General features: G+C 40.9%; 15 protein-coding genes. 6 read left to right on the top strand and 9 right to left on the bottom strand.

Annotated features, from left to right (window positions below; all coding sequences use genetic code 11):
* Positions 1 to 47: 47 nt before the first annotated feature.
* From purB to LVY74_RS13620, 8 genes are all read right to left on the bottom strand, one after another.
* Complete coding sequence (gene purB, locus LVY74_RS13655; protein WP_237815504.1) at positions 48 to 1436, bottom strand: adenylosuccinate lyase; 1389 nt, start codon at positions 1434 to 1436, stop codon at positions 48 to 50.
* A 47-nt stretch (positions 1437 to 1483) separates the two neighbouring features.
* Positions 1484 to 2221, bottom strand: a complete 738-nt coding sequence (gene hflD / locus LVY74_RS13650) for a high frequency lysogenization protein HflD (RefSeq protein ID WP_151709834.1) — start codon at positions 2219 to 2221, stop codon at positions 1484 to 1486.
* A 12-nt stretch (positions 2222 to 2233) separates the two neighbouring features.
* The gene (mnmA, locus tag LVY74_RS13645; protein WP_237815503.1) at positions 2234 to 3367 is read right to left on the bottom strand and encodes a tRNA 2-thiouridine(34) synthase MnmA; all 1134 of its coding nucleotides are present in this window, start codon (positions 3365 to 3367) and stop codon (positions 2234 to 2236) included.
* 4 nt (positions 3368 to 3371) lie between these two features.
* Positions 3372 to 3860: an NUDIX hydrolase gene (locus LVY74_RS13640; protein ID WP_237815502.1), complete on the bottom strand. Its 489-nt coding sequence runs from the start codon at positions 3858 to 3860 to the stop codon at positions 3372 to 3374.
* A gap of 63 nt (positions 3861 to 3923) precedes the next feature.
* Positions 3924 to 4460 carry a gamma carbonic anhydrase family protein gene (locus LVY74_RS13635; protein ID WP_237815501.1) on the bottom strand — a complete coding sequence of 179 codons (537 nt, stop codon included), beginning with the start codon at positions 4458 to 4460 and terminating at the stop codon, positions 3924 to 3926.
* Between the two features lie 97 nt (positions 4461 to 4557).
* Positions 4558 to 5706 carry a D-alanyl-D-alanine carboxypeptidase PBP5/6 gene (gene dacC / locus LVY74_RS13630; RefSeq protein ID WP_237815500.1) on the bottom strand — a complete coding sequence of 383 codons (1149 nt, stop codon included), beginning with the start codon at positions 5704 to 5706 and terminating at the stop codon, positions 4558 to 4560.
* 110 nt (positions 5707 to 5816) lie between these two features.
* Complete coding sequence (locus tag LVY74_RS13625) at positions 5817 to 6215, bottom strand: MCR_0457 family protein (RefSeq protein WP_237815499.1); 399 nt, start codon at positions 6213 to 6215, stop codon at positions 5817 to 5819.
* Between the two features lie 153 nt (positions 6216 to 6368).
* Positions 6369 to 6728, bottom strand: coding sequence for an MCR_0457 family protein (locus LVY74_RS13620; protein WP_228271217.1), 360 nt, complete (start codon positions 6726 to 6728; stop codon positions 6369 to 6371).
* A 94-nt stretch (positions 6729 to 6822) separates the two neighbouring features.
* Between LVY74_RS13620 and surE the strand changes: the two genes are divergently transcribed.
* The 3 genes from surE to LVY74_RS13605 all read left to right on the top strand — a co-directional run bounded on the left by surE (position 6823) and on the right by LVY74_RS13605 (position 9567).
* The gene (gene surE, locus LVY74_RS13615) at positions 6823 to 7611 is read left to right on the top strand and encodes a 5'/3'-nucleotidase SurE (protein ID WP_237815498.1); all 789 of its coding nucleotides are present in this window, start codon (positions 6823 to 6825) and stop codon (positions 7609 to 7611) included.
* Between the two features lie 110 nt (positions 7612 to 7721).
* The gene (locus LVY74_RS13610) at positions 7722 to 8555 is read left to right on the top strand and encodes a peptidoglycan DD-metalloendopeptidase family protein (protein WP_237815497.1); all 834 of its coding nucleotides are present in this window, start codon (positions 7722 to 7724) and stop codon (positions 8553 to 8555) included.
* 82 nt (positions 8556 to 8637) lie between these two features.
* Entirely contained in the window at positions 8638 to 9567 is a 930-nt protein-coding gene (locus LVY74_RS13605) for a LysR family transcriptional regulator (RefSeq protein WP_237815496.1), read from the top strand.
* 67 nt (positions 9568 to 9634) lie between these two features.
* On the opposite strand, the gene LVY74_RS13600 is transcribed toward LVY74_RS13605, so the two are convergent.
* Positions 9635 to 10849, bottom strand: coding sequence for an aspartate aminotransferase family protein (locus tag LVY74_RS13600; RefSeq protein WP_237815495.1), 1215 nt, complete (start codon positions 10847 to 10849; stop codon positions 9635 to 9637).
* A gap of 163 nt (positions 10850 to 11012) precedes the next feature.
* On the opposite strand from LVY74_RS13600, the gene grxD reads away from it, so the two are divergent.
* The 3 genes from grxD to LVY74_RS13585 all read left to right on the top strand — a co-directional run bounded on the left by grxD (position 11013) and on the right by LVY74_RS13585 (position 13045).
* Positions 11013 to 11354 (top strand): Grx4 family monothiol glutaredoxin, encoded by a 342-nt coding sequence (grxD, locus tag LVY74_RS13595; RefSeq protein ID WP_005176812.1) that lies wholly within the window; start codon positions 11013 to 11015, stop codon positions 11352 to 11354.
* Positions 11355 to 11505: 151 nt separating this feature from the next.
* Positions 11506 to 12288, top strand: coding sequence for a Rossmann-like and DUF2520 domain-containing protein (locus tag LVY74_RS13590; protein ID WP_237815494.1), 783 nt, complete (start codon positions 11506 to 11508; stop codon positions 12286 to 12288).
* 55 nt (positions 12289 to 12343) lie between these two features.
* The gene (locus LVY74_RS13585) at positions 12344 to 13045 is read left to right on the top strand and encodes a class I SAM-dependent methyltransferase (protein ID WP_237815493.1); all 702 of its coding nucleotides are present in this window, start codon (positions 12344 to 12346) and stop codon (positions 13043 to 13045) included.
* Positions 13046 to 13108 lie beyond the last annotated feature (63 nt).

Genomic DNA, 13108 nt, shown 5'->3' with positions numbered 1-13108 from the left:
AAAAGCGAAGCCGAAGCTTCGCTTTTTCTAAGCAATCATTTTTAAACTTAAAGTTTGTTGATTAATGCTTTAATTTGTTTGGCTTGGTCAGCAGCGTTACCTGTGTAAGTTGCAGGTGTGAGTTCAGCTAGACGAGCGCGTTCTTCACTTGGAACTTGAGCAAGTTCAGTACCATTGACAAAGTCAACCATCATTTCACGTGTCATGGCTTGACCACGAGTTAATGCTTTTAATTTTTCGTATGGCTTTTCGATGTTGTAACGACGCATTACAGTTTGAATTGGTTCAGCAAGAACTTCTTGAGCGTGGTCAAGATCTTCAAGAATACGGGCAGCATTCAATTCAAGTTTGCCAATACCTTTAGAGCAAGCTTCAAATGCGATTAAGCTTTGTGCAAAACCAACACCCATGTTACGAAGAACCGTTGAGTCAGTTAGGTCACGCTGCCAGCGAGATACTGGAAGTTTTTCGCCTAAGTGCGCCAATACTGCATTGGCAATACCCAAGTTACCTTCAGAGTTTTCAAAGTCAATTGGATTCACTTTGTGTGGCATGGTTGAAGAACCTACTTCGCCATCTTTCAATTTTTGTTTGAAGAAGCCAAGAGAGATGTAACCCCATACGTCACGGTTGAAGTCGATCAAAATGGTGTTGAAACGACGAAGTGCATCGAACAATTCAGCCATGTAGTCATGTGGTTCGATTTGAGTCGTGTATGGGTTGAACGTTAAACCTAAAGATTCAACAAATGCTTCTGAGTGAGCAGGCCAGTTAATTTCTGGATATGCTGATAAGTGAGCGTTGTAGTTACCTACAGCACCATTGATTTTACCCAACAATTCAACTTGTTTGAATTGTTTGATTTGGCGTGCCAAACGGTAAGCCACGTTTGCCATTTCTTTACCCAAAGTGGTTGGGCTTGCAGTTTGACCATGTGTACGAGACAACATTGGTTGTTCTGCATGAGTTTCAGCCAAAGCAACGATTGAATCGATGATTTGCTGCATTGCAGTCACCAATACATCACGACCATTTTTCAACATTAAGGCATGAGACAAGTTGTTGATGTCTTCAGATGTACACGCAAAGTGAATGAATTCACCTGCATTTTTAAGTTCATCGATGTGTGCGATTTTTTCTTTCAAGAAATATTCAACCGCTTTTACATCGTGGTTGGTTGTGCGTTCGATTTCTTTAATGCGGTTCGCATCTTCTTCAGAAAAATCAGCAACAATCGCATCTAAAGCTTGGTTAGTTGCGGCGCTAAAATCTGCAACTTCAATGATTTCAGGGTGTTTTGCAAGTGCTTGCAACCAACGAACTTCAACAGTTACACGCGCATGAATTAAGCCAAACTCAGATAGGTAAGGACGCAAAGCATCACACTTGCTCGCGTAACGTCCATCTAACGGTGAGAGTGCAGTTAAAGCATTCATAAAGTTTCCTTCAATGTGGTGCAAAACACCTAAAACAAAAAACAGGGTTAAAGTTGACCAAGCTGATATTGCATGTGTGCAAGGGCTTGGATTTCTTGCAAATGCTTGCGTTTACCGAATATTAGCTGCAATGAGCTACCACCGAGCTGTCGCCACAGGTGTGCCATTTGCAGTCCTGTAAATAACGAAGCACGGATTCGGTTGGTATGTTGAGAATCTTTGAACGCCTCAGCATTGCCACGAACTAAAATACGTGGATTGATTTGTCCTGCGGTTTCGACATAAGTCTGGGCAAGATTGGCTAAAATGCTGGGGTGTAAATAATTTTGATCAAAAAAAGACAGTTGCTTTAAAATTTGTTGTTGTGATTTTGAGATTTTCTCAACGAAATTTGGATTTCGATAGACTTTCTTTTCCAATTGCAATAAACCCATGGCATAAGTCATGGGTAGTTTTGCAGTGGCAAGTTTTGGAACTTTACTTTTTGGTGTTGGAGTAAAAGGCTGAGTGATGCTTTGTTCTAAAATTTTTAAACCTAATGATAAATCAGTCAACTGACTAAAAAAATCTAGGGTTTCAGAAGAATTGTTTTCGGCTGGTCTGATGTTCAAACTGGCTTTAATCAATTGTTCAAAATAGAAATTACCACTTTCGCCAATACGATTCAGTCCTGTCATGGCAGTCATATGGGTCAGCTGGGCGGCTTGAAAAACCCCAGCTAACGCCAAAACACGATTCTGACGGACTGTAAAGTGTTGAGGCTGTTGAAAGGGAAGATCAACCATGCCTAAAAATTCCTAAAGAAAAGCAGGTTTAGGGGCATTGGTATAATGAATCACACCACCACCTAAACAGTTATCATTGATATAAAATACAACACTTTGCCCTGGTGTTACGGCACGCTGTGGCTCATCAAACTCAACACGAACCGCGTCCTGAGAGTTTGTATCATAAAAAATGGTGCATGCCTGATCAGGCTGGCGATAACGGGTTTTTGCTGTACAACGTAAGCCAGTTGCAGGAATGTCTTGTTCACCTGCAACCCAGTCAATTTTTTCACTCCACAAAGTGGTACTTTGCATGAGTGGATGTTCATGACCCTGACCAACAACGAGGCGGTTACCTTCAACATCTTTGTGTAGAACAAACCACGCACCTTCATGGGCATCTTTCATACCACCCAAACCAATGCCACCGCGTTGACCCAGTGTATAGTACATTAAGCCGTGATGTTCACCAACTTCTTGACCATTTTCTAGTACAATTTTTCCAGGTTGAGCAGGTAAGTACTGTTTAAGGAAGTCATTAAAACGACGTTCGCCAATAAAACAGATTCCCGTAGAGTCTTTTTTCTTCGCCGTCGCTAAATCGAGTTCCGCAGCAATTTTACGGACTTGTGGTTTTTCAATCTCACCGACAGGGAATAAGGTTTTATTGATTTCACGACCATGCACAGCATGCAGGAAATAGCTTTGATCTTTATTCTGATCGACACCACGAAGTAGGGGTGCATAAGCTTCGCCTTTGCTGTTGTACTGTGTTTCACCACGGCGGGTATAGTGACCTGTTGCAATGAAGTCTGCACCTAAAGTCACAGCATGATCTATAAATGCACGGAATTTAATTTCTTTGTTGCAGAGAATATCGGGGTTTGGTGTGCGTCCTGCTGCATATTCAGCAAGGAAATGTTCAAAGACACGATCCCAATATTCCATGGCAAAGTTTGCGGTATGCAGTTTAATGCCAAGTTTGTCAGCAACGGCTTGGGCATCGGCTAAGTCTTCGAGCGCCGTACAGTATTCTGTGCCGTCATCTTCTTCCCAGTTCTTCATAAACAGGCCTTCAACTTGATAACCTTGTTGAAGAAGTAAAGCAGCAGAAACAGAAGAATCTACACCACCAGACATACCGACGATGACACGTTGTTGCATAAAACTAGGCATCCAAATTTGAAGTTAGATAGGGAGAGAAAGGGTGTTCATGAATCATGGATAAAGGATACTTTTGACCAGTCAGACTGTCTTGAATGGCTTGAATCACCAGTGGGCTACGGGCACGTCCAGAGTTTTGTAACTCCTCGAAAGAAAGCCATGTTGCTTGGAGAATACCTGTATCGAGTTGAGCATCGGGATGCTCTTCAACCACATGTGCCAAAAAGCAGAAACGAAAATAGGTTCGGTCTGGGAACATGGGTGGCGTATAGGTGTAAATCCCGAGCAAATGGTCGATTTCAACGTCATGCCCAGTTTCTTCGCGTGTTTCACGAATTGCTGCTTCAATGATCGTTTCACCAGCTTCAACATGCCCAGCAGGTTGATTAAACACAGGATGGGAAAACCCTTCAGAATGTTCTTCAACAAGGAGGAACTTTCCATGTTTTTCAACAACAGTGGCAACCGTGACATGCGCTGTCCAAGCAGTCATAAAAAAGCACCATGATCTAAAAGGTGTATTCTACAAAATTTGCACAGGAATGGCTATGTTGATTTAGTCCTGCTTTATATAGTTGTTGGCTACTTTGACATAATGTCGTGCTGAGTAGGGTAAAAATTCTTTTTCTTTTTCAGTTAATGGGCGAATTTTTTGTACAGGGCTACCCACATATAAATAACCACTTTCTAGGTGTTTACGGGGTGGAACCAAACTTCCTGCACCAATCATCACATCATCTTCAATAATGACATCATCTAAAATAACGCTATTAATCCCAACCAGAACACGGTTGCCAATCGTACAACCATGCAAAGTTACATGATGCCCAATGGTGACATCTTCACCAATAATCAGTGGCGAACCATTTGGTTTGGCTGCATTTTTATGGCTGACATGTAGCATGCAGTGATCTTGCACATTACTATTTTTGCCAATTTGAATCGAATTGACATCGCCTCGAATCACAGCAAACGGCCAAACTGAAACATTCTCTGCAAGTTGCACATCGCCAATCACAACAGACATTGGGTCAATATAACAACTGCGATGAATGTCGGGATGATGCTCTAGGTAAGGGCGGATATTTTTCATCGTATCGTGTAGACATCGTTTAAATAGGATGAAGTATAAAATAAAAAAGCATCTATAACGATGCTATAGATGCTTTTGTTTGAGCAGGTTTATTTAATTAAAATAATTTGCTAAAGAATTGTTTGATATGGTCGATTAGGCGTGACAAGAAACCAGCTTCATCAACAGCTTTGAGTGCGACAACAGGTTTTTCGGCGATCACTTTACCATCTAGTGTTGCGACCAATTTACCAATCACTTGTCCTTGTTTAAGTGGTGCATTGACTTCAGATGAAATCTGCAAGCTGGTTTTAATATCGCTTGCCTGACCTTTTGGCATTGTGACATTAAAGTCTTCGGCTAAGCCTGCAGGAACTTCATTTTCGTCACCAAACCAAACCCGCACATTTTTTAAGGTTTGATTGGCAGGTTGTACTTTAACGGTTTCATAGTTTGCAAAACCCCAAGCCAATAATTCGCGAGTCTGTGAGGCGCGTTCATTAATGCTTGGTGCACCAAAAATGACGGTAATTAAACGCATTGGCCCACGTTTACTTGAAGTGGTTAAGCAATAACCTGCTTCATCGGTGTGACCTGTTTTTAAACCATCAACACTTGGATCTGTATACAGTAAAGGATTGCGGTTACCTTGTTTGATACCATTGAAAGCAAAGACTTTTTCTGAATAGATTGGGTAGTACTTGGCACTGTCATGAATGATATGTTGTGCAAGCGTTGCCATATCTTTTGCAGTTGAATAATGTCCATCAGAAGGAAGACCAGTGGCATTCATAAAGTGGGTGTTATTCATCCCGATGCGTTTGGCTTCTTGGTTCATCATGTAGGCAAATGTGCCTTCATTTCCCGCAATGTGTTCAGCCATTGCTTTGGATGCATCATTACCTGACTGAATAATAATCCCGCGTAACATGTCAAGCACACTTGCTGTGCCATTCAATGGAACATACATACATGATTCGGTGCTACTGCCACGACACCATGCAGACTCGTTCATGCGAACTTTTTCACCTTCAGTGAGCTGACCTTTGAGAAGCTTTTGCTCAATGATGTAACTGGTCATCATTTTGGTCATTGAGGCTGGTGCCAGCTTCTCATTCTCATTTTTTGCAGCGAGTACCTGACCTGTTTCGTAGTCCATGAGCACATAAGATTTATTATTTAAATCTGGTGGCGAAGATAAGACAGTTGCTGCGTAGGAGAAAGATGGTAAAAGTAGTAAGGCAGCAAAGGCACTTTTTCTGCTCATTCTGGATATTCCAATGGTTGTAGCGGCAAACAAAGTCTAGCATTGTAGGACAAAGCCAAGTTGACTGCTAGAGAACAACTTGGCTTATTTCGATGAGTATTGTAACGAAATTAAGAATCTTTATTTAAGGTTGAAATTTCACTACAGATATCTTTATTTTGCTGCTCGCCTGCTTTTTTGGCATCGTTTTGAGCTTCAATAATATACTTTTGGAAGTCTTTTTGTTGAGCACGTTGCTCTAATGCTTGTACGGGATCTTTTTCATCTGGCAGGTTTTCTTTGGCAAGTGCTGCGAATCCTTCTTTGAAGCCTACTTCTTTATCGTAACCATAGCTTGTGCAGAGCTGTGATAATACATAAATTGCAGCGAGTTCTTCAGGGGTTGTTTCATTGTGTTCAGGGGTCACTTCAATATTTTCTGCGGGTGCTTCAGCATAAGCCAATGAAATACCTAGGCTTGAACAGCTCAGTACAGCAATCATAAATTTATGGGCAATTGACTTGATCATGGGCTACATATTATTCCTAAAACAGTGCGGCAAGATTACCTGTTTTTCATGAAAATAGCAGCAGAAAAACTGTATTAAAGCTGTATTTTTGTACAGTATTTTTTAAAATAAAACAAAATGTTAGCTAGATAAAAGTCATTGAATCATAGGGGCCTAGGGTGCGTTTAAGACTTCGTCACATGCGGCCTTTAATTCAGCAGGACTCATTTCCTGACTATTGCTCTTACTTTCAGCAAGAAGCGATTGATATTCATGGTCTTGGCTTAAATTTTGTTTAAATTTTTCCTGAGAAAGGCTGTGTTGATTTTGCTCAATAAGACGTTGCATGTTCTGTTGAAATTTGGGGTTATGACCAATCACCTGATGGCATAGCTCAGACAGAACTTGTAATGATGCAATATCTTCTTTGGCAAGACTGTCTTGCTCATCAGTGCTTAACTCTGAACTTGCCGATGCAGGCAAGATGATGCCAAGGAGTAGGCTGGCACAAACAAAACGTTTTGCAAAAGACATGATATTGCTCACAAAGTTTTAGTGGATTCAATGCCGCCAATATATATACTTCTAAAACTTAATCAGCAAGTAGTTTTTTTCTAAGAGTTTTTTTGTGAATATTTTAATTGCCAATGATGATGGTGTTTTTGCACCAGGAATACAAGCTTTAGCTAAGGCTTTGAAACCTTTAGGTCGTGTTGTTGTGGTTGCCCCAGAATCGGAGCGGAGTGGCTTTTCTAGTGCGCTCACTTTAGATCGTCCCTTGCGCCCAGTAGAAATTATGCCTGATGTTTGGGCTGTCAATGGAACACCTGCGGACTGTGTTTACTTGTCTGTGAATGGCTTATTCGATTTTGAATTTGATTTGGTGGTAAGTGGAATTAATAGTGGCGCAAATTTAGGCGATGATGTGCTGTACTCAGGTACCGTAGGTGCTGCTTTTGAAGGACGCTTAACGGCACATCCTGCGATCGCTGTATCCTTAGCAGGGACACATGTTCGCAATTATCAGTCACCTGATGATTATCGGGTTGCTGCGCAGTGGGTGCATGATTTTATTGCTCAAGGTTTACCTCAACTGCCTGAACGCCATATTTTAAATATTAATATTCCTGATGTTGCAGAATTAAAGGGAGCATTGGTGACTTATCAGGGGCGACGTTATCAGTCTAAACCAATTACAAGTCACGTCGATCCACGGGGTCGTCAAGTTTACTGGATCGGATTGTCTGGGGAGGCTGTTGCTGAGCCTGCGAAAACAGCAGATCATTTACAGTCGGACTTTTATGCGATTAATCATGATTATGTCAGTATTACTCCGATTCAAATGGATGCAACCAATTATCAGGTTTTACAGCATTTACACGAACAACTAGTTGCAAGTGAAGATCGTTCTTTGTGATGCTGTGTAGCGACTTTGTGACAAATCGGGTGAATTCGGTGTGTCACAACAAAATTTTGTTAATCTTAGTTGATCAATGGGACGTTTTATCGAATTAGAGAGGAAAGTTGATGCGGGTGTTGCAACAGCATCTTGTGAATAAACAAGTACAAATCACATGGTTAAAGCCATTATTCTTATCTGTCGCGGCGTTGACAGCGGTTGCACTTACAGGATGTGCATCTAAGCCACAAGTCCAGACTACCCATTACGCGCATGCTCCAAATAACTATACAGTGCGTTCAGGCGATACCTTGAGTGGTATCGCAGCACGTTATGGGCTAGATTATCTTGCAGTTGCCCGTTTAAATAATATTCCATCGCCATATACAATTTATGTGAATCAATCTCTTAAGTTAAAGTCAACAGGATCTCGTCAAAATTCAACACCACCAATCGTGGTGAATAATCAGAAACAACAACAGAAGACAGCAGATCAAATACAACGTCATAACTTGCCAAGCCCAAATCCTAAACCATCTGTAAACCGTGTACAGCCAGTTACACCACCAATCACTGAACCTGCTCAAAATGGTTTACAGTGGTTGCGTCCTTCAAATGGGCCTGTAATTCAAAACTATAGTCTTGCCAATAATATAAAAGGCGTACGTTTTGGTGGTGAGCAAGGTGATCCAATTTTTGCAACCGCCGCAGGACAAGTGGTGTATGCAGATGATGGTTTAAAAGAGTTTGGTAATCTGATCTTAATTCGACATAGCAATGGTTATATCAGCGCTTATGCACATAACAGTAAAATGCTGGTCAAAAGTGGTCAGGCTGTTTCAGCAGGACAAAAAATTGCAGAAATGGGGTCAACAGGGGCTAATCGGGTCATGTTAGAGTTCCAAATTCGTTCAGATGGAAAACCAATCGACCCAATGTTGTTACTTGCAAAAAAATCATAGCAACTAATGCAAAAGTTGAATTCTCATCGGGTATTCAGGCATATTATGATTAGATCACGCTTTTTTATACCGAGGGAAGGTAATGTTAGATCAACTTCGAGCAATGGGAGTATTTGCTTGTGTTGTCAAACAGAACTCTTTTAGTGGTGCTGCCCGTGAGTTGGGAATTACTACGAGTGCTGTCAGTCAGCAAATTCGCTCTTTAGAACAGGAGATGGATGCGACCTTGCTATACCGTTCAACTCGAAAAATTAGCTTGACCGAAGAAGGTCAAGTTTTTTATCAAAGTTGTAAGGAAATGCTCGCGGCTGCCGAACGTGGAAAAATTCGTATGAATGAACTGCGTGATGATCTTATTGGTGAACTTCGTATTGCAACAACACCTGAGTTGGCGGCAAATCATATTATTCCTGCGCTTTCGCAGTGGTTGTTTGCACATCGTGGTTTGAGTGTAAAGTTCGAGGCAGATACACAGTTTATTGATTTAAAAGAAAATCATATTGATATCGCATTACGCATGGCAGCTAAAGTTGAGGATACGACACTAGATACCATTCCTTTGGCGCGTGTTGAACAAGTTTTAGTAGCTTCGGCGGCTTATTTGAACCAGACAGCACCCATCAATACACCTGAAGACTTGAAGCAGCATTGTGTTTTGCCTGTACACACCATGCAAAATTGGCATCGTTTCTCTTTTCAGCATTGTTTATCAGAACAACGTGTTGACTTGGAAATGAAATCCCGCATTAGTACCAATAATATTTTTGTGGTCAAAGCTTTATGTCAAAATGGTTTGGGCTTGGCGCGGGTTTTGTATTTGGATGTACAAAAAGAATTAATGAATGGCGAACTGATTGAAGTTCTGCCTGACTGGAAATTACCAAGCTATACTTTGTATGCGGTTGCTGCGCCAATTGAGCAGCGCTCTGTGAAAACCCAACGTTGTATTGAAGCATTAAAAACTTATTTTAGTCAGATTCCGGGTGGACGTTTATTTAAGGAAGCATCTTAAACACCCTAGCGGAATTCTAAAATAAAAAAGCGATCTTAAAAGATCGCTTTTTTATGCCTGAAAAAACTTAGTTTTTCAAAAAGTCTTGAATGAGGGGGATAAGGCGTTGAATTAAATCATCTGCTTGTTCTTGGGTCATGTTAAGTGCAGGCAGTAAACGAACTACATTGCCCGCAGTGACATTTAGGATTAACTGTTTTTGTTCGCGTGCGATATTGACCAATTCACCACATGCTTTAGGTAATTCAATCCCAATCATCATGCCAAAACCACGCACAGTGACATTCAACTCACTCAATTGGCTGCGAAGTTGGTCGACGATGTACTGACCAATTTTACCTGCATTTTCAACAATGTTTTCTTTTTGAATGGTATCAATCACTGTATAAACAACACGTGAACCCAGTGCTGTACCGCCATAAGTTGAACCGTGGTTACCTGCTTGCAATACACCAACTGCACGACCTTGAGTCATCACCGCGCCAATTGGGAAACCATTACCCAAACCTTTTGCAGTTGTTAATACATCAGGAATAATATTGGTATGTTGGTACGCGAAGAATTTACCAGTACGACCATTACCTGTTTGCACTTCATCTAGCATCATCAACCATTGGTGTTGGTTACAAAGCTGACGGATTTCTTCAAGGTAGCTAAAGCCTTGAGGTGCAGTATTGACACCGCCTTCACCTTGAATTGGCTCAACCAGTACCGCTACGATATCTGGATGAATTAGTGCAAGCTCTTCGATGGCTTCGATATCGCCAAAAGGCACACGTAAGAAACCTTCAACGAGTGGTGCAAAACCATCCTGAACCTTGGCATTGCCTGTTGCAGAAAGTGTCGCCAATGTACGACCGTGGAAAGAGTGTTCAGCAACAATGATTTTAGGCATTTTAACGCCTTGCTGATGTCCATATTTACGGGCAATTTTGATTGCGCCTTCGTTAGACTCAGCACCACTGTTCGAGAAGAAAATTTCTTCCATACCTGAAACTTCTGCCAACTTCTGAGCAGCTGCCGTTTGCCAAGGAATTTCAAACAAATTGCTGGTGTGAATCAGCGTTTGGGCTTGTTCTGCAATCGCTTGTGCAATCACTGGGTGTGCATGACCTAAACCGCAAACAGCAATACCCGTCAATGCATCGAGGTAAGCTGTACCATCTTCAGTATATAAATACGAACCTTGTCCTCGGACGAAACTGATCGGTTGGCGACCATAAGTTGCCATGAGATGAGAAGGTTGATCAGTTTGTACCGGAGCAAGGGTAATATTACTCATGATAATCTCGTATTGGTTCTTAGGATAAAAAGAGGGTTTATATAAGCAAAATCTGCAACAGATGAAAAGTCATAATAAGAGAAAAACAGAAAAATTCTCGACATCGCCACCTTATTCCGAAGTTTTAGGTATAATACCGCCTAGAATAGTTGAGGATTTATCTATGACTGAACAAGCACGCGATACAGAAGCGTTAATTCGTGATCAAATTGCTAAACATGCTGTACTTCTATACATGAAAGGCACACCACAATTTCCACAATGTGGTTTTTCTGCACGTGCAGTAGAAGCTCTCAGTCAAATTGGTCGTCCATTTGCTTATGTTAATATTTTGGAAAACCAAGATATTCGCGCGACTTTACCAAAAATTGCCAACTGGCCAACGTTCCCACAACTTTGGATTAATGGTGAGTTAATCGGTGGTAGCGACATCATGCTAGATATGTTCCAAAAAGGTGAATTGCAACCTTTAGTTGAACAATACAGCCCAGCACCAGAAGCTTAATCTGTTGCCGATGTGAGAAGCGCCGTAAATGGCGCTTTTTTTATTGTGAAAAAATTGATTTCATTCATAATTTATATATTTTTCTTTAAAAATAAAAGCAATAGAGATGAATGATGAAAGAAGTCTACACCGTATTATTTTGAGAATGCGTATGAAAATAAGTTTTATCGGTTCTGGTCGAGTCGCAACACATTTGGCAACTGCTTTACATCAGTTGGGGCACCAGATTCAGCACATTTATAGCCCGAATTTAACTCATGCCCAGCAGCTTGCGACTCAAGTTAAAGCACATGCTGTCAACGATTTATTGCAGATTGATGCTGAAATTGATCTACTGATTATTGCGGTCAAAGATCAGGCAATTGCACAAGTCGCAGAGCAATTACCTGAGCAGCTTGCAAATGTGTTACTTGTGCATACTTCTGGCAGTACCGATCTCAATGTCTTACAGAAATTTCATGAGCGTTGTGGTGTATTGTATCCATTACAGACATTTAGTTTTGAAAAGTCAGTGGATTGGTCACAAGTTCCATTGCTGATTGAAACGCATCAATCTCAGGACTTGTATAGCCTACAAGATTTGGCTCAACAATTAAGCCAGCGAGTATATGTTTATTCCTCTGCTCAGCGTTTGAGTTTACATTTGGCGGCGGTATTTGCTTGTAATTTTAGCAATTATTGTTATGACATGGCGAAACAGGTGGTGGATGGTGCATCGGTTGATTTTGGTTTGCTATATCCACTGATTTTGGAAACAGCAGATAAGGCGACGCAATTTAATCCCAAAGATGTACAAACAGGTCCAGCAGTGCGTCAAGATCAACAAATTTTACAAATGCACCAAGAATTGTTACAAAAACAGCAACACGGTGATTTGGTAGAAATTTATCAAAAAATGAGCAATGCGATACAGCATCGACATCATAAAATCTAAATATCGTAGTTTTGCAGGCGCTAGAGTCTGCTTCAAAATTACTTTAGCATTGAGAATGAGAATTAAAATAACAGAGGTAAAAGTGGTAAAAAATTTCCATGATCCACAGGTTGTGGCAAGTTATGATCAGCATATTGTGAAATTAATTCCAGGTTATACCCTGATCCATGCTCAGATAGCAGCAATTTTGCAACATTACTTGCCTGAAAATGCCCGTGTTCTGATCATTGGATGTGGTACTGGTTATGAACTTTGTTATTTAACACAGCAACATCCGACATGGAGTTTTACCGCTCTCGATTTGTCTAAAACGATGCTCGAGGCGGCACAACAGCGTCTGTCAAAAAACAATCAAATTGAATGGATACAAGGAGATATACGTGAATTGAGTTCACAGCAACCGTATGATGCTGTGCTCAGTATTTTAGTTACACATTTTATTGCAACCTCAGAAAAATTGGATTTTTTCCAGTCGATTGCTAAACATTTAACTGCAACAGGTGTATTCATCAACGTTGATATTACGCAGCCTGAGCACATAGATGATTTGGCAATTTTACAATCAGTGTGTCAGTACACGGGTTTAACTGCTGCGCAAAGTCAAATCATGTGTCAGCGTTTACAACAAGATTTTTATTTGGTAAATCCACAACAAAATATTGCATGGTTACAGCAAGCAGGTTTTGCACAGGTAAAAAGCTTCTGGCAGATGTTGCAGTATCAAGGATTGATGGCATTTCCAAATCAGATAGGGTAAAGCATATGTTTAAGTTTTTACAGCGCCGTAAACACCGAAAATATATTGAAAATTTATTTTCAA

Origin of the sequence: Acinetobacter sp. ME22, from assembly GCF_022012315.1 — a bacterium.
GTDB lineage: Bacteria > Pseudomonadota > Gammaproteobacteria > Pseudomonadales > Moraxellaceae > Acinetobacter > Acinetobacter brisouii_A.
The sequence above is the reverse complement of the archived record's forward strand: the minus strand, read 5'-3'. Positions and strand labels throughout refer to the sequence as shown.

Bases quoted from the DNA above. Each gene is read 5' to 3' on its own strand.
- LVY74_RS13590 (WP_237815494.1), top strand. From the start codon at position 11,506: ATGAAAATAAGTTTTATCGGTTCTGGTCGAGTCGCAACACATTTGGCA.
- LVY74_RS13600 (WP_237815495.1), bottom strand. From the start codon at position 10,849: ATGAGTAATATTACCCTTGCTCCGGTACAAACTGATCAACCTTCTCAT.
- LVY74_RS13585 (WP_237815493.1), top strand. From the start codon at position 12,344: ATGAGAATTAAAATAACAGAGGTAAAAGTGGTAAAAAATTTCCATGAT.
- purB (WP_237815504.1), bottom strand. From the start codon at position 1,436: ATGAATGCTTTAACTGCACTCTCACCGTTAGATGGACGTTACGCGAGC.
- LVY74_RS13605 (WP_237815496.1), top strand. From the start codon at position 8,638: ATGTTAGATCAACTTCGAGCAATGGGAGTATTTGCTTGTGTTGTCAAA.
- mnmA (WP_237815503.1), bottom strand. From the start codon at position 3,367: ATGCAACAACGTGTCATCGTCGGTATGTCTGGTGGTGTAGATTCTTCT.
- LVY74_RS13625 (WP_237815499.1), bottom strand. From the start codon at position 6,215: ATGATCAAGTCAATTGCCCATAAATTTATGATTGCTGTACTGAGCTGT.
- grxD (WP_005176812.1), top strand. From the start codon at position 11,013: ATGACTGAACAAGCACGCGATACAGAAGCGTTAATTCGTGATCAAATT.
- LVY74_RS13635 (WP_237815501.1), bottom strand. From the start codon at position 4,460: ATGAAAAATATCCGCCCTTACCTAGAGCATCATCCCGACATTCATCGC.
- dacC (WP_237815500.1), bottom strand. From the start codon at position 5,706: ATGAGCAGAAAAAGTGCCTTTGCTGCCTTACTACTTTTACCATCTTTC.
- LVY74_RS13640 (WP_237815502.1), bottom strand. From the start codon at position 3,860: ATGACTGCTTGGACAGCGCATGTCACGGTTGCCACTGTTGTTGAAAAA.
- LVY74_RS13610 (WP_237815497.1), top strand. From the start codon at position 7,722: ATGCGGGTGTTGCAACAGCATCTTGTGAATAAACAAGTACAAATCACA.
- hflD (WP_151709834.1), bottom strand. From the start codon at position 2,221: ATGGTTGATCTTCCCTTTCAACAGCCTCAACACTTTACAGTCCGTCAG.
- LVY74_RS13620 (WP_228271217.1), bottom strand. From the start codon at position 6,728: ATGTCTTTTGCAAAACGTTTTGTTTGTGCCAGCCTACTCCTTGGCATC.